The following is a 15,585-nucleotide window of genomic DNA, read 5'->3' on the forward strand; positions in this document are numbered from 1 at the left end:
CCGGTCAGCTCAGCGCGCGCTGCGCGCCGCGCCGCGCTTCTTGGCGGCGCGCTTGGCGCCTCTGCCTCTCTTCGCCTTCGCCGACTGTCTGGCGCTCTTGCAGCCGGCGACCTTCATCCGCTGGTTGACGTTGACCCGCTTGCCGCTCTGCGCGCGGAAGGCCAATCTCGCGACGGAGGCCTTGCGCACTCTCGCGGTGCAGAAGTTGCCGATCGCGCCGACCGCGCCCCGCTTGCCGGCCACGAGCGACAGCTTGAAGCTCGTGATCGGGACGTCCGGGATCGTGTCGAAGGCGGTCCGCAGCGTCAGGTTGCGGTTGATCGTGATCTTCCCGGTCACGTCGACCGCGACCAGCGACGCCGTCCCCTGACCTCTCAGCCGGACGACCATGTCCGGCAGTCTGCGGGCCGGGTTGCGGACGAGGTAGATCGGGCCGGTCAGCGGCTCCTGCAGGAGCGGCGTGACGGCGGTCGCCGAGCCGATGCTCTGCGGGCATCTGTCGGCGATGAACTGCTCCATCGTGCACGCCTTGTCGTTGTTGATGACTTCGAGGCGCGCGTTGACCGTCCGCGGCAGGTCGACCCGAACGAGCCGGTTGTTGGCCTGGCCGGGGGTCATCTTCAGCGTCGCGGTCAGCGGCATCGTCAACCCGTTGCGCGGTGACCGTCTGGCGTTGCCCGCCGTCAGCGTCAGCTTCGGCTTGAACGGCAGCGCGGCGCAGTCGGCCACCTGGAAGCGCGCCGAGCGCGCGACCTCGGTGCCGGTCTGCGAGCCGATCACGCCGTCGACCGAGGCGCGCGAGCAGTTGGTCGGGTTGACCATGAACTGGTCGCGATCCATCGTCACGTTGAGCGTCCGCAGGTTCAGCGGCACGCCCTCGAGGATCGTCGGCATCGGGTCGGAGGCGATCGTCAGCGACGTGTCGTTGCGGTCGATCGCCACCGCCGCGCGCACCACGACGGTGCCGAGGTCGAACGGCCCGGCGATCGCCGGCACGACGATCGAGAGGCTGTACGGCGCGCCCTTGTACGGGCCGCCCATGTAGACGCGGCCGCCGAGGTGGTACGGCGAGGCGCCGGCGCCCGCGCCGACCGTTACCGACCCGACCCGCGACTGCTCGCCGCAGGCGCCGTTGGCGGCGGCGGAGTCGTCGCACAGCGGCACGTCGCCGACGCGCGCGAGCAAGCCCTTGGGCATCTCGACGCGCAGCGTGCGCAGCACCTGCGGCCCGCCGGCCCGCCGCAGCGTCAGCGAGAAGGCGCCCGACTTGCCCGCGACCGCGTTCTGCACGCCGGCGCTGAACGACGGCGCGAAGACGTCAGGACCGCAGCCCTCGATGTTGAACGTCGAGCTCGAGCTCACGACGGCACCGGTGTGGGCCGTGATCTCGGTCGTGGTCGTCTTCGGCCCGCACGTGGCCGGGTTGACGAGCGGCGCGCGGTCGCCGCCGCGCAGAGACATCCGAAGGTTGCTGAACGGCAGCTGCGGGTTGTTGTCGAAGATCGCCGTGATCTGCCCCGTCTGCGGATCGCGCAGCACGGTGCCCGGCAGCTTGATGACGATGCCGGAGCCGCGCGCCTCGATCAGCAGCCGGAAGAGGTTCCCCGGCTGCGGCGAGCGCAGGAAGACGTCGCCGACGAGCGGATTGGGGAGCAGCGGCGTGTCGATCGCGACCGAGCCGATCTTCGACGTCTCGGGGCAGACCGCGGCCTCAGCCGTGCCGAGCTTCGTCGCCGCGTCCGAGCAGCCGTCCAGACCCCACGCCGACGGCGGCGAGATCGCGACGCCCTCCGGCAGTCTGACCTGGACCTTTCTGACCGTCGGCGACGACAGCCCGTCCGGATCGTCGTTCTGCTTGACCTTCAGGTCGATGTCGAACCCGGCAGGCTCGTCAGGCCGCCCATGCTGCGGCTTGAGCTGCAGCCCGGCCTCGAATCTCAGCGCCTCGCAGCCGGTCGGCTGCGGCACCGGAGCCGAAGCCGTGACCCATCTGTCCTGGTCATACCAAGAACGAGCTCTCAACTCGGAGCGGAGCGACCCGTTACAGGCCGACGGCGCCGTCAGGAATGGGCGGCGCGGGTGAGGGTTCGTCGCTCCGGGCGCGCCGTTCGCGTCGAGGCGTTCGTAGTCATGCACCGGATCGGCGGGCACGCCCCAAAGGGTGAGCATAACGCCGCCGATGTCGGCGAAGCCTGTCGCGTTTCTGACCACCGCCCGGATGCCATAGTCGCTTTCACCACGCACACCGACGCGGATCTCCGTGATCGCATTGAAGACCTTGAACGCGAACGCCGCGGCATGGTTTCTGTCCGGCACGATGCTGAACACGGGGATCGGCGTCCACCCGTCGTAAGGGCCGTTCGCGGTACCGCTGCTGAGAACCCAAGCGATGCCAACCTGCGTGTCGGGTGGGCAGCCGTACCCATAGGGCACCTCGTCGTACAGCGTGCCTCGCGGGCACTGAGGCAAGACCTGCGGGTTGCCATAGAAGCCGACCGGGAGATCGAGCGTCATGTCTTTCATCGACGCGACGATCTCTCTCCCCTCGCGTGTCACCGTGCGGTCGAACGAGAAGAAGGTGGTCAAGTCGGGATGGGCCCCGGCCTGCGTCGCAGGCGTCAGCGCCGGCGGAGGCGGCAGTGGATCGCCGTTCATCATCGCGTTGAACCAGTCCTCCAGATACGGCGCCGGTGCGTGAAGCGTGGTCGAGAACGACTCCACGCCGAACTCGGCCTGCGCCGGCTGGGCCGCGACCAGCGCAGCGAGTGCCGCAAACGCTGCGACGAGCCACCGCACCGCTCGCCCACGTCCTTCGCGGGCCGATGTCCCGCTCGCCGCCATGCCCCTCGTCTCCTCGTCTCGTGCCGTGATCCGCGGCGATGTCCGCATCGACTGTCCGGCGAACGTCATCATCGTGCCCCCTTCGCTCTGGATGACAGACGCAGAACGAAGCCTCGGGACACCGTGCCAGTGGTGCGCGACGATCTCGCCTCGATGCGGACTCGCAGCGCGCCGGCCGAAGCCAATGCTCTCCGCGCCCGCCGCGTGAGCGCAACCCGGACCTTCGCGGTACCAGCCTTGTTCAACGCCTTAGCGGCGCGCGCACTCCTGACCCAGCGACCGCCCATGCGGACACGCAACGTGACGTTGACCTTGGCCTTCGTCGTCGTGCGGACGCGGACCACCGTCGCGCCGGTGCGCGCGAACCGCTTGCGCGCCGCGGTGCCGATCGGCTGCAGCCGCAGCGACGGGAGCGCGATCGCGGGCTCGTCGACATTGCCAACTCCGTCCAGCAACTCGCTGGCCGGTGTGGCGAAGTCCGGCACCGGCGCGGGCAGCACGCACGCAGTGCCTCTGCACGGGATCACCGGATCTTCTGGCAGCGGCGGAAAGCCGCCACCGCGGCGCGCAGTGTAGACGTCGTTCAGATCGTCAATGTCGTCATCGGCGAGCTGCTCGCGCGTGACGAAGAAGACGTCGATGCCGTCGTCGGAGCTGTCGCCGTAATGGCTGTTGACGGATCCGCGGCCGGACGAGATCAGGAGCGGCTCGTGACCGTCGAAGGCGTACACGTCGCGCACGCCGTTGACATCCGCCTCCACGAGCCGGTCCGCGGTCGTGAAGTAGACCTCGCCGTCATCGCTGAGGTTCCGGCCGACGATGCCGATGTTGAGCAGCGTGTCGGTCTCCGCCGCCGATCCGTCGGGGCGGCAAGAGGCGCAGAGCAGCTCGCCCTCCTGGGCGTCGTACCGGTAGACGACGCGATTGCCTCCCGTCAGCGCTCCGTTGACGGATGCAGCCGTCTCGAACAGCGCGAAGCGCCCGTCGCGCCCAACGCGCTCGATTCTCGGCGCGCCGCCGCCGAAGGCTGCGACCAGTCTGGTGCCACCCGTCTCGCTCCAGACGTAGCCGTTGAAGGTGCCAGCGTCGGCGGTCAATCTCTGGTTGGAGACGAAGTACACATGGGTGCCGTCGCCCGAGATCATCGCGCTGGAGATTGCGACGTTGGTGCCGCCGATCGACGCCGAGGTGACCTGGCTGAGTCTTCCGTCGGCGAAGGTGTAGCGATAGATGCCGCCACCTTGTGTCGCGTCGTCGGCGAGCATCTCGGTGCTGCTGAAGTAGACGGCGCTCCCATCCGGTTTGGCGCCGAGGAACCGCGTGGCGGTCGGGTGCGTGCCGGCCGGCGTGCCGCCGGACGCGGACCGCTGCGACGTCGTGTAGGCGATGGTCGTGTTCCCGTCGATGCGCGCGAACAGTCTGCCGAGCTGGGTCGGAAGCGCCGTCGCCTGCCAGAAGACGACCGAGCCGTCGTCGGAGACGTTGTGCATCCCGCCGTGGGGAAGGCGGACCTCGAAGGTCTGGACGGATGACATCGACGTGCGCTGGTCACTCTGCTGCGTCGCGGCGGGGGCGACCGGATCGTCATCCGAGTTGCGCGAGACGAGCGTGATGGCGCCGTCACGCCACTGATAGACCCCACCGTTGGTCGGAGCGTCTGGCGTGAGCGGATCAGCCTGTCGGAACGTGATGACGCTGAGATCGTTCGTAACGCCCGCCATGTATGGCTTGCTGCCGGCAGCGTCGTGTCCTGACTCCGCTGCGCTCACGAGCCGCGCCTCACCGGAGGAGATGTCGAGCAGGTAGAGATCCTGCTCCTCGTCCTCGTCGCGCTCCTCGAGCGCGTACGGCGTCTTCACGAGCGCAGTCGCCCCGTCGGACGACGTAGCGAGGACGACAGCCTCCTTGTTGGAATCGAGCCCCGACACGATGCGGGTCTTGGGCGTGACAGCGTCGTTCCACCAATGCGTCGCCGTACGCGACGCGCGGAGCGGCGTCCGCACGCCGAAGCTGTGCTGGCCTTCTACGGCGCCGTAGAGCGTGTAGTTGATGCTGCCGCCGTCGTCGGCGACCGCGAAGATGTCCTGCGCTGCCGAGGTGCCCTTCTGTGCCGGCGAGACACGCTCGTAGACTCGTCCGTCCGATCCGGGCTCCGCGGCGACGGCTCCCGTAGCGAGCGCCGAGGCGACGCCTGTGGCGAGCAGCGCCGAGCGCGCCGCCCTGACGGCAGCCGCCCGTGCGCCCGGCGCAGCGGGCACTGGCCGAACTGACGACCATCGTTCGTCCATCTCTCCTCTTTCCTCGTGCGACCGAATGGCGCCACAGGGTCGTGCGACCTTCCCCTGGTGCCCCTCGCGCCAAGCGTAAACACACACGGCTCCAAAGTCCAACAGGGGTCCGTCAGGCCACGACGAGATTCGTCGCATCCCCCGAGCCCCGTTGGTCTCGATCCCGCCAGACACGCGCACGGGGCGGCCGTCGGCCGCCCCGTACGTACTGCGGATGCTGAGTGAATCAGTCGCCGAAGCGGCCGGGGTCAGAGCTGGACCGGCACACCGAACTGGTCGACGACGTTGTAGGTGCCCACGACGGGCTGGCTGCTGCCGCAGAGCGAGCTGCCCGCGGTACGCGTGAGCGAGCCGCTGAGGACGACGTCACCCGACATCGGATCGTACAGCCCGCTGACCGCCCCCTCGAAGGTGCAGCTCAGGAGACCCCACCGGAGCGTGACGTTGATGTCCGAGAGCGTCATGTTGCCGGCACCGTCGATGTCGAGCGCCCACGGCAGGCCGTTCGCCGTCACGGTCGAGCTGCTGCCAAGCGTTCTGCAGCCGCTGAAGCTGGCCGCGGTGACGGGACCGCCGCCGCCGTTGCCGACGCCGTTGTCGTAGCCGACCACGCCGCTCACGGTGCTGCCGGTGCAGTGAGAGATCGAGCCGAGCTGGATCTGCGGCGAGACGAGCGTGCCTATGACCGGATCGCCGACGCTGATGCCGTCCAGCGCTGCAGCGTTGGCGGAGAACAGCATGACGCCAGCGGTGGCCGCCGCGAGGGCGGCGCCGAGGAACTTACGCATGAATTACACTCCTGATCGGCTCGTTCAATTGAACGAGCGACTATTCGATGGATTCGCTTGGAGCCGAGCGCACGGCAACATGCACGCCGCGCTTGCGACCCAGCGCATAACGTGTGAATCATCGACGCGCGCAACGGGCGCGCGCCCCCTTCACGACCAAGTCTGGTGCAGCTCCACCCCCGGAGCTGTCCGACCCCCTTTCCCCTTCGCGACCGTGACGCGGCGCAGATCTCTGGGTGGATGACCCTCTGCGGCCGGCGTCGGGACGACCATAAACCCTCGCCTTCCCAAAAGTCAACTGCAAGTTGCCTCATTCAGACGTTCTGTCGCGGCGGCGCTGAGGCGTCTCACCTTCACTTCATTAGATGGCGAAAGTGGAGTCATACGGCGCGCAGGCAGCTGAGGAGGCGTACTCTCGCGCGATGGGCCACATTCTCTTTGCGATACACGGCTCGCATCCGTGCGTCGCGGTCGAGCGGGCGCTGGAGCTCAAGCGCCAGCCATATCGCGTCGTCGAGCGGATCCCGGCCGTCCACGTCCCGCAGCAGTGGCTGCGCTTCCGGCAGATCACGGTGCCGGCGCTCGAGCTCGGCAACGGCGAGCGGATCGTCGGCTCGCGCGCGATCTTGCGCCGGCTCGACCAGCTCGTCCCCGCGCCGCCCCTCGTGCCGGCCGATCCCGCCGCGCGCGAGCGGGTCCTCGCCGCCGAGCGGTGGGGCGACGAGGTGCTGCAACCGGCCGTCCGCCGGCTGTTCTGGGTCGGCGTCGGCCGGCGGCCCGGGGCGTTCGCCTCCTACGCCGCCGGCTCGGCGCTGCCGATCCCGGACTTCGCGGCGCGCATGTCGCTGCCGTTCATCGGCCGCGCGGCGCGCTGGCGCCACGGCGCCGGCGACGACCGCGCGCGGGCGGACCTCGACGCGCTGCCCGGCTGGATCGACCGGATCGACGGCTGGATCGACGACGGCGTGATCGGCGGAGAGCAGCCGAACGCCGCCGACCTCCAGATCGGCTCCAGCCTCGGGATGCTGTCGACCTTCGCCGACCTCCGCCCGCTGCTCGACGCGCGGCCTGCCGGCGAGCTGCGCCGGCGGCTCTTCCCCGACTACGACGGGGAGATGCCGGCCGGGACCTACGCGCTCACCACGCGATCGGCACCCCTCGCGGCGAGCGCATGAACGCTGCCGCCCGTCCGGATCGCCGCGATCCGGACGGCGCGAGCGGACGCAGGAAGCGCCGGCGCGCTCTCAGGTGAGCGGCTCGCCGGCGCGACGGACGGCGTCTCTCTGCCCCACCGGCAGCGCCGCCAGCGCGTCGGCGAGGACGGTGCCGTCGGGCAGCGTCAGTCCGGGCTCCAGCTCCAGCAGCGGGACGAGCACGAAGCGGCGGCTCGTCACCTCGCGGTGCGGCAGCCGCAGCCGCGGCGACTCGTAGGGCTCGTCGCCGAGCAGCAGCAGGTCGACGTCGATCGGCCGCGGGCCGTGTCTGACGTAGCCGGGGCTGCTCTCGGCGGCCCGGCCCAGCTCCCGCTCGACCGCCTTGCAGGCGGCGAGCAGCTGCTCGGGCTCGAGCTCGGTCGCGATCCGCAGGCAGGCGTTGAGGAAGTCGGGCTGGTCGAGCACGTCGCCGACCGGCTCGGTCTCATACGTCGAGGAGGAGGCGAGCACGCGCACCCCGTGGGCCGGCAGCGCGGCGACGGCGGCCGCGAGGTTGTCGCGCGGCACGCCGACGTTGGAGCCGAGGCCGAGGTAGCCGATCCGCTCGGGCACGCGGCTAGCCGTCGGCCTCGCGGAAGACCTCGACCGAGACGTCCTCGACCGGCAGCGGGATCGGCGGCTCGGGCTTGGAGGCCTTCACCCACACGGTCTCCGCGTCGTACTGGTCGAGCAGGCGGTCGGCGATCGCGCTGCAGAGACGCTCGAGCGTTCTGTAGGAGCGCTGCTGCGCCACCAGCGCGACGACCTGGCAGACCTCGCCGTAGTCGATCGTGTCCTCGACACGGTCGGTGATCGTCGCGTCGCATTCGCCGACCTCGAGCCTGAGGTCGAGGACGAGCCGCTGCCCGACCTCGCGCTCGGCCTCGCTCACCCCGTGGTGGGTGAAGAGCGAGAGGCCGTTGACCTCGATCGTGACGACCGGCTCGGAGGCCTCGTCGTCGTCGAGGTCGTCCTCGAAGTCGTCGTCGTCGGCGCTCATGGTGCGCGCAAGGTAGCAGCAGCGACCGTCAACGCGTCTCTCAGCGGCGCGACGTCGTGGACGCGGAAGATCGTCGCCCCGCGCTCGAACGCGAGCAGGTTGGCGGCGACCGTCGCGGCCACCCGCGAGCCGACCGGGCGGCCGGTGAGCGTCCCGAGGAAGCTCTTGCGCGACACCCCGACCAGGACGGGCCGGCCGAGCGCGACCAGCTCGTCGATCCGGCGCAGCAGCTCGAGGTTGTGCGCGGTCGTCTTGCCGAAGCCGATCCCGGGGTCGAGCTGGATCCGCGTCTCGTCGACGCCCTCAGCGACGGCGAAGGCCATCCGCTCCTCCAGGAACGCCTTCACCTCCGAGACGACGTCGTCGTACCTGGGGTCGCGCTGCATCGTGCGCGGCTCCCCGCGCATGTGCATCAGGCAGCAGTCGAGGTCGGCGTCAGCGACGAAGCCGGCCAGCTCGGGATCGTGGCGGAAGGCGGTGACGTCGTTGACGTAGCTGGCGCCGGCCTCGCAGGCGGCGCGGGCGACCGCCAGCTTGACGGTGTCGATCGAGATCTGCGCCTCCGTCCCGCCGGCCGCGAGCGCCTCGATCACCGGGACGACGCGGCGCAGCTCCTCGTCCTTGGGCACCGGCTCGGCGCCCGGTCGCGTCGACTCGCCGCCGACGTCCAGGATCGCCGCCCCCTCGGCCTCCAGCTCGCGCCCGTGCGCGGCCGCCGCCGCCTCGTCGAACCACTCGCCGCCGTCCGAGAAGGAGTCGGGGGTCACGTTGACGATCCCCATGATGCGGAACGGCTCTGGCATGGCGGCGTCAGCGGCGCCGAGGCGCCAGCGGGGTCAGGCGAGCTCGGGTCTCTCCGGGAACTCGAGTCTGCCGCGCAGCTCGGCCGCGCCGCCGGCGAGGCCGGGACGGGGCAGCGGGCGCGGGGTGTCGCGGCCACGCTCGGGCGCGGTCGCCGACGGGACCTCCGGCGGCGGCGTCGCCTCGGCGCCGAAGACCTCCTCCTCGGAGCGGCCCTCCAGCAGCGCCTCGAACTGGTCCTTCTCGATCGTCTCGCGCTTGATCAGGATCTCGGAGATGAGGACCAGCGACTCTCTGTGCTCGGTGAGGATGTCCTTCGCCGACTGGTGGGCGGACTCGACGATGCGGCGGATCTCGTCGTCGATCTCGCGCGCGATCTCGTCGGAGTAGTCGGGCTCGGAGCTGAACTCGCGGCCGAGGAACGGCTGGCCGTGGTCGTGGCCGAAGACGCGCGGGCCGAGCTTCTCGCTCATGCCGAAGCGCATCACCATCTGCTTCGCCGTGCCGGTGACCTTCTCGAGGTCGTTGGAGGCGCCGGTGGTGATCTCGCCGAAGATGATCTCCTCGGCCGCGCGGCCGCCCAGCGTCATCGCCATCGTGTCGGCGAGCGCGGCGCGCGTGGTGAGGAACTTGTCCTCCTGTGGCATCGAGATCGTGTAGCCGAGCGCCTGGCCGCGGCCGATCACCGAGATCTTGTGGACCGGGTCGGCGTGCGGCAGGTAGTGGCCGACGATCGCGTGGCCCATCTCGTGGTACGCGGTGATCCGACGCTCCTCGTCGCTCATCACCCGCGTCTTCTTCTCCGGGCCGGCGATCACGCGCATGATCCCCTCTTCCAGCTCGACCTGGGTGATCTCGCGCTTGCCGGTGCGGGCGGCGAGCAGCGCCGCCTCGTTGACGAGGTTGGCGAGGTCGGCGCCGGTGAAGCCGGGCGTCTGGCCGGCCAGCGCGTCGACGTCGATCTCGCGCGCCAGCGGCTTGCCGCGGGTGTGGACCTCGAGGATCTTCGCGCGGCCCTTGCGGTCGGGGCGGTCGACGGTGATCTGGCGGTCGAAGCGGCCGGGGCGCAGGAGGGCCGGATCGAGGATGTCGGGCCGGTTGGTGGCCGCGATCATGATGATGTTGTCCTTCGCCTCGAAGCCGTCCATCTCGACGAGCAGCTGGTTGAGCGTCTGCTCGCGCTCGTCGTGGCCGCCGCCCATGCCGGCGCCGCGGTGACGGCCGACGGCGTCGATCTCGTCCATGAAGATGATGCAGGGCGAGTTCTGCTTCGCCTGCTCGAACAGGTCGCGGACGCGCGAGGCGCCGACGCCGACGAACATCTCGACGAAGTCCGAGCCGGAGATCGAGAAGAACGGGACGCCGGCCTCGCCGGCGACCGCGCGGGCGAGCAGCGTCTTGCCGGTGCCGGGCGGGCCGTAGAGCAGGACGCCCTTCGGGATCCGCGCGCCGAGCGCCTGGAACTTCTTCGGGTTCTCGAGGAACTCCTTGATCTCGTGCAGCTCCTCGACCGCCTCGTCGGCGCCGGCGACGTCGCGGAAGGTGATCTTGGGCGAGTCGACCGACAGCCTTCTGGCCCTGCTCTTCCCGAACGACATCACCTTCGAGCCGCCGCCCTGGACCTGGTTCATGAGGAAGATCCAGAAGCCGATGAAGATCAGGAACGGGAGCACGTAGGTCAGCAGGGAGAGCCAGCCGTTGCTCTTTCTCCCCTCGACGTTGTAGTCGACTCTCGCTCTGTTGAGCTCGCCGATCAGGGTGTTGCCGTTGTCGGGGACGTAGCCGACCTCGTGCTTCTGGTTGGCCGGCGCTCTGAGCGTCACCTCGATGGTGTTGTCCTTCGTCTTCACGAGCGCCGACTTGACGTTGCCCTCGGCGAGGTCTTCCTGGAACGTCGAGTAGTCGTACTTCGGCCCCGACTCACCGGTGTTGATGAGCCGATTTGCGAAAAAGGCGAGCACGACCACGATGAGGATCGGGAAGGCGGCGCTCTTGAAGAACCTGCTCATGAACTCGTTCCGGGCGCCCTCGGCGCCGATCTGACGGTGGACGGAGTGGTTAGCCTAGCACTTGGGTTTTCCCGCCCCCGCAGGGGTCGCTGTACCTTCGAGGCGGTTTTCTCCCTGCATCGGCATGGGTGCGGCCGGACCTGAGCGACCGGCCGCGGCAGGCGCCGAGGCGCCTACTCCGGCTTCAACGCGGCGACGTACGGCAGGTTGCGGTAGCGCTCGCCGTGGTCGAGCCCGTAGCCGATCGCGAACCGGTCCGGGATCTCGAAGCCGACGTAGCGCGGCGACAGGTCGACCTGCAGGCGGTCGGGCTTCGTCAGCAGCGCGCAGACCGACAGCGACGCCGGGCCGCGGGCGGTCAGGTTGCGCAGCAGGTACTGGAGCGTCAGGCCGGAGTCGACGATGTCCTCGACGATGATCACGTCGCGCCCCTCGATCGCCGCGTCGAGATCCTTGAGGATCCGCACCACGCCCGAGGACTGAGTCGCCGAGCCGTAGGAGGCGACCGCCATGAAGTCGACCTCGCACGGCACCTCGATCTCCCGCATGAGGTCGGCGAGGAAGAAGACCGCCCCCTTCAGGACGCACACCAGCAGGGGCTCTTTCCCGGCATAGTCGCGAGAGATCTCGCGTCCGAGCTCGCGCACGCGGTGGTGCAGGTCGTCGGGCTGGACGAGGATCTCGCCGATCGCCGTGTCTCGCATCGAAGCCATGTCGCCGCGCAGTGTAAGCAGCGCGCCCGCGGGACGCTGCGGCGGACGCTCAGCCCGCCGCGCGCGCCGACAGCCGCACCGCGGCCGTGGTCGCCGCCGTCACGCCGAGGCGGGCGGAGGTCGCCACCCCCGGCACCCACGCGATCTCGCCGTCGCTGACGACGACGGGGACGGCGCCGCGGCGGGCGCGCGGGACGCGGCGGGCGGTGAAGAGGTCCTGCAGCGACTTCGTGCCGCCGAGCCCGACCGGCGCCATCCGGTCGCCGTGACGCCACGCGCGCACGAGCAGCTCGCCGCCGAGCGCCGCGCGGTCGAGCACCCCGTCGGCGGCGGCGACCTCGCTCTCCTCGCAGCGGACCTCCCACCCGCCGAAGGCGACGGCGCCGGGCACCGGCAGCGCGACCGGCTCCGGCGCGGGCGGCGGCGCATCGTCGCGCGGCGGGCGCTCGGCACGCAGCAGCCCGTACTCGGCGACCGCGCGCACGCCGCCGCCGAGGTCGAGCGACGCGCTGCCGCGCCGTCTGAGCGCGGCGACGGCGTCGGCGCGACGGGCGGCGCCGGGGACCGGCCGGCCGGCGGCGTCGTCGGCGAGCCGCTGCACGACCAGCCGCCGCAGCGCCGGCGCCAGCGCGGCGAGGCGGTCGAGCGGGATCGTGCCGTCGTCGGCGATCTGCTCGGCGACGAGCGCGTCGAGCAGCTCGGCCTCGTCGCGCAGCAGCGCGGCGAGCCGCAGCACGTTCGCCTCGGCCGCCGGATGGAGGTCGCGCAGCGCCGGGACGAGACCGTGGCGGACGCGGTTGCGGGCGTATCTCGTGCCGGCGTTGGTCGCGTCGTCGCGCCACGGCAGGCCGCGCGCCTCGCACCACGCCGTCGTGTCGGCGCGCGTCAGCTCCAGCAGCGGCCGCACGAGCAGGCCGTCGCGCGGCGGCATGCCGAGCAGCGCGCGCCGGCTCGGCGAGGAGGCGAGCCGGTAGAGGATCGTCTCGACCTGGTCGTCGGCGGTGTGGCCGGCGGCGATCGCGGCCGGCGGATCGACGGCGCGCGCGAGCCGCTCGGCGGCGGCGTAGCGGCGCTCGCGCGCCCACGCCTGCACGTTGCCGTCGCCGGCGCCGTGGCGCGGTCGCTCGACCGCGAGCGGCACGCCGAGCCGGGCGCACAGCTCCGCGCAGTGGCGCTCGTCGTCGTCGGCCTCCTCGCGCAGGCCGTAGTTGACGTGCAGCGCCGTCACCTGCCCGGCGCCGGCGAGCAGGACGGCGAGGTCGAGCAGGCAGACCGAGTCGCGGCCGCCCGACAGCAGCACGACGACCGGCGAGCCGGCCGGCAGGAGGCCGCTCGCGCGCACACGCTCCAGTAGCTCGTCGCGCTCCATGGGGGCGAATGTAGCCGCCGCGCCGCCTCCGCGCGCGCGAGGAGACTGTCAGCGCGGCTCGGGCTGACAGCGCGCTCGGGCGCCGCATTGCGCGCACCGACCGCGTCAGATGAAATCGGCGGCGGGGCCGCGCTCGGAGGCCCCGCCGCCCGCGGGCGAGTCGGCCCGCCGCGTCGGCCGACGGCGCTCGTCGCCTCAGCAGCGGCGGCACCTTGCAAGCTGCACTCCCATCGCCGGTCCGCTGGACCGACGTTCGGGTGGCGGGCTCACTGTTCCGGCCTTGTGCTGTGCCATTAGGCCTACTCCCCGCCCGCGGGGGTGTCAACCGCCGCGGTCCGCCGACCCCGGCAGGCCCGCGCCGCGGCGGTCAGAGGGCCGCCGAGCGGCGTTCCTAGACCTTCAGGTGCGGGTAGTCGCGCTCGACCAGCTCGACGTAGCGCGCGAAGACCGGCTTGACGACCGGGATCAGCGCGAGCGCCGCCTTGATGTCGCCGCCGGTCTTGATCCGCCGACGGGCGATCGCCATCGCGATGTTCTCCTTGCCCTGGAAGTACTTGTTGGCCGTCTCGGAGGACATCTCCATGCGGACCTTCGGCTCCCAGTCGACGTCGTCGCTCCACTCCCACACGATGTAGCGGCCGTCCTCGCCCGAGCGCGCGGCGCGGACGTTGACGACGAGGTCGAGGTCCTCGAACTCGAACCGCTGCGGCACGTCCGCGTCGCGCAGCTGCGGCCCCATCTCGGGACCGTCCATCAGACCGAAGATCTGGTCGATCACCTCGCGGAACTCGCTCGGAGACCTGAAGCTGCTGCTGCCCATCCGGGACCTCCCGTTCGACCACGCCCGCCGCCGGGCTCCAGTGTCCGCGGCAGTCTATGCTCGCGGCCGGCATGGAGACGACGCTCCACATCCACCCGACCGCCGACCTGGCCGAGCGGGTCCTGCTGCCCGGCGACCCCGGCCGCGCGCTGCTGCTCGCGCAGTCGCTGCTGGAGAGACCGAAGATGTTCAACCACAACCGCGGCCTGTGGGGCTACACCGGCGCCGCCGCCGACGGCGCGCCGCTGACGATCCAGAGCACCGGCATGGGCGGCCCGAGCGCCGCGATCGTGGTCGAGGAGCTGGTACGGCTCGGCGCGCGCCGGATCGTGCGCGTCGGCAGCTGCGGCGCGCTGCGCGACGGCTTCGAGCTCGGCGACGCGATCGTGGCGACCGAGGCGATCGCCGGCGACGGCGCCAGCCGCGCACTGGGCGCCGGCGCGCGGGTCGCCGCCGACGGAGCGCTGACGGCGGCGCTCGCGGCGGCCGCGGACGCCAAGGGGGGCGCCCGGCGGGGAGCGGTGCTGACGACCGACCTCTTCTACGACCCGGCCGGCGCCCACGCCGACCCGTCGGCGGAGACGGCCGAGGCCGCGCTCGCGATCGAGATGGAGACCGCGACGCTGTTCCAGCTGGGTGCGCTGCGCGGAGTGCAGACGGCCTGCGCGCTGGTCGTCAGCGACCTGCTCGGCGCCCGGCGGGGCCGGATCGACGCCGACGCGATGGAGGCGGCGGCGATCCGCCTCGGGCGGATCGCCGTCACCGCGCTCGGCTGAGCGTCAGGCTCTTCTGGCTCTTCTCGCCGCCGCGCGTCTTCTGGCGGCGGCCGCGCGCGTGCGCGACGGCCTTCTCGACGCGGCGGCCGAGGTGACGACCGGCTGCGGCGCCGACGGCGTCAGCTGGTCGGCGAGGCGCGACAGCTGCGTCGCGAGCGCGGCGACCTGCGCCTCGAGCGCGTCGAGGCGCCGCTCGACCGCGCTTGCGCCGCCGAGCGTGTCGACCCGCTGCTCGACGCGGTCGAGCGCGTCCTCGATCCCCTCCAGCCGCTGCGAGACCGAGCGGACGCGGCGGGTCAGCTTCTCGAGGTCCGCGGCCGACGGCAGGTTGAGCGCGCCCATCGCGACCTCCTGCGCCGCGGCCGCCTTCTCGCGCGCGTCGAAGGCCCGCGTCAGCGCTCCGCTGACGAAGGGGCTCTCGAGCAGCTCCTGGGCCAGCTTGCCGAGGGCATCCTCCCCCTGCCGCGAGATGCGGGCTCGGAGGCCGTCGGCGGAGGTGTCGTTCGTCATCTGGTCGTCCTCTGCGGTCGGTCTGGCGCGGACGCGGCCGACTGTAGCGCAGCCCATCCGGCGGCTCGCCGGTCCGGGCCGCCGCGCCACGGCGGCCCGATCGCCACCCTGTGGACGCGAGACCGCAACGTCGGCCTTATGACGTTGTTAGACGGGTTGGTTACCCTCGCGCCACCGGGCGTGTGGTACTCAAGTCGGGGCGATGCGGCGCCGATGGTTCCGCGCCGTCGCGGACCGACCGGAACGCCAATAGCAAACACGCGGGTTCTTCTTTGCAAACGTCCAGAACAGCAGGTAGCTTCCGATGCGGTCGTCGCGACGGCGGCCGTGTGATGTGGCCGTTCGGACGGCCGTGCGGGAGGAGATTGTCGGTTCGATGAAGGCAACGAAGCTGCGCATCGCCTCGCTCGCCGCGGGCACGGCACTCATCATCGGTGGGCTCGCGTCCGACGCCGCGGCGGAGAAGCGGAGCGTCAT

At 71.2% G+C, this 15,585-nt stretch carries 15 protein-coding genes; 3 read left to right on the forward strand and 12 right to left on the reverse strand.

The annotated features are described in order from the left end of the window. Window positions 1-9: 9 nt before the first annotated feature. Entirely contained in the window at window positions 10-1,968 is a 1,959-nt protein-coding gene (locus tag BDZ31_RS10985) for a hypothetical protein (protein ID WP_183341946.1), read from the reverse strand. Between the two features lie 544 nt (window positions 1,969-2,512). Here BDZ31_RS10985 and BDZ31_RS10990 point away from each other — a divergent pair. Continuing rightward, complete coding sequence (locus BDZ31_RS10990; RefSeq protein WP_183341948.1) at window positions 2,513-2,698, forward strand: hypothetical protein; 186 nt, start codon at window positions 2,513-2,515, stop codon at window positions 2,696-2,698. Window positions 2,699-2,909: 211 nt separating this feature from the next. On the opposite strand, the gene BDZ31_RS10995 is transcribed toward BDZ31_RS10990, so the two are convergent. Both BDZ31_RS10995 and BDZ31_RS11000 read right to left on the reverse strand, forming a co-directional pair. After that, the gene (locus BDZ31_RS10995) at window positions 2,910-5,129 is read right to left on the reverse strand and encodes a TolB family protein (protein ID WP_183341950.1); all 2,220 of its coding nucleotides are present in this window, start codon (window positions 5,127-5,129) and stop codon (window positions 2,910-2,912) included. A 248-nt stretch (window positions 5,130-5,377) separates the two neighbouring features. Then, a complete protein-coding gene (locus BDZ31_RS11000; protein ID WP_183341952.1) occupies window positions 5,378-5,917 on the reverse strand; it encodes a hypothetical protein in 540 nt (179 codons plus the stop codon). Window positions 5,918-6,339: 422 nt separating this feature from the next. Here BDZ31_RS11000 and BDZ31_RS11005 point away from each other — a divergent pair, with 422 nt between their 5' ends. Then, window positions 6,340-7,092 (forward strand): glutathione S-transferase N-terminal domain-containing protein, encoded by a 753-nt coding sequence (locus BDZ31_RS11005; protein ID WP_183341954.1) that lies wholly within the window; start codon window positions 6,340-6,342, stop codon window positions 7,090-7,092. A 69-nt stretch (window positions 7,093-7,161) separates the two neighbouring features. Here the strand turns inward: BDZ31_RS11005 and folK are convergent, their stop codons facing one another. The 7 genes from folK to BDZ31_RS11040 form a co-directional block, all read right to left on the reverse strand. Beyond that, window positions 7,162-7,683: a 2-amino-4-hydroxy-6-hydroxymethyldihydropteridine diphosphokinase gene (gene folK / locus BDZ31_RS11010; protein ID WP_183341955.1), complete on the reverse strand. Its 522-nt coding sequence runs from the start codon at window positions 7,681-7,683 to the stop codon at window positions 7,162-7,164. 4 nt (window positions 7,684-7,687) lie between these two features. Next, complete coding sequence (folB, locus tag BDZ31_RS11015; RefSeq protein ID WP_183341957.1) at window positions 7,688-8,110, reverse strand: dihydroneopterin aldolase; 423 nt, start codon at window positions 8,108-8,110, stop codon at window positions 7,688-7,690. Next, complete coding sequence (gene folP, locus BDZ31_RS11020) at window positions 8,107-8,913, reverse strand: dihydropteroate synthase (protein WP_183341959.1); 807 nt, start codon at window positions 8,911-8,913, stop codon at window positions 8,107-8,109. Before folP ends, folB begins: the two co-directional genes overlap by 4 nt. Before the next feature lie 33 nt (window positions 8,914-8,946). After that, window positions 8,947-10,920 (reverse strand): ATP-dependent zinc metalloprotease FtsH, encoded by a 1,974-nt coding sequence (gene ftsH, locus BDZ31_RS11025; protein ID WP_183341961.1) that lies wholly within the window; start codon window positions 10,918-10,920, stop codon window positions 8,947-8,949. A gap of 173 nt (window positions 10,921-11,093) precedes the next feature. Continuing rightward, window positions 11,094-11,624 carry a hypoxanthine phosphoribosyltransferase gene (gene hpt / locus BDZ31_RS11030; protein WP_183342468.1) on the reverse strand — a complete coding sequence of 177 codons (531 nt, stop codon included), beginning with the start codon at window positions 11,622-11,624 and terminating at the stop codon, window positions 11,094-11,096. A gap of 58 nt (window positions 11,625-11,682) precedes the next feature. Further along, window positions 11,683-13,002 (reverse strand): tRNA lysidine(34) synthetase TilS, encoded by a 1,320-nt coding sequence (tilS, locus tag BDZ31_RS11035; RefSeq protein WP_183341963.1) that lies wholly within the window; start codon window positions 13,000-13,002, stop codon window positions 11,683-11,685. A 391-nt stretch (window positions 13,003-13,393) separates the two neighbouring features. Continuing rightward, the gene (locus BDZ31_RS11040) at window positions 13,394-13,822 is read right to left on the reverse strand and encodes an SCP2 sterol-binding domain-containing protein (RefSeq protein ID WP_183341965.1); all 429 of its coding nucleotides are present in this window, start codon (window positions 13,820-13,822) and stop codon (window positions 13,394-13,396) included. 71 nt (window positions 13,823-13,893) lie between these two features. Between BDZ31_RS11040 and BDZ31_RS11045 the strand changes: the two genes are divergently transcribed. After that, window positions 13,894-14,598 (forward strand): phosphorylase family protein, encoded by a 705-nt coding sequence (locus BDZ31_RS11045; RefSeq protein WP_183341967.1) that lies wholly within the window; start codon window positions 13,894-13,896, stop codon window positions 14,596-14,598. Between the two features lie 3 nt (window positions 14,599-14,601). On the opposite strand, the gene BDZ31_RS11050 is transcribed toward BDZ31_RS11045, so the two are convergent. After that, window positions 14,602-15,108, reverse strand: coding sequence for a hypothetical protein (locus tag BDZ31_RS11050; RefSeq protein WP_183341969.1), 507 nt, complete (start codon window positions 15,106-15,108; stop codon window positions 14,602-14,604). A 189-nt stretch (window positions 15,109-15,297) separates the two neighbouring features. After that, on the reverse strand, window positions 15,298-15,585 hold the full coding sequence (locus BDZ31_RS24540; RefSeq protein ID WP_221242985.1) for a hypothetical protein: 288 nt from the start codon (window positions 15,583-15,585) through the stop codon (window positions 15,298-15,300).

Origin of the sequence: Conexibacter arvalis (genome assembly GCF_014199525.1) — a bacterium.
In the GTDB taxonomy this organism is placed as follows: Bacteria; Actinomycetota; Thermoleophilia; order Solirubrobacterales; family Solirubrobacteraceae; genus Conexibacter; species Conexibacter arvalis.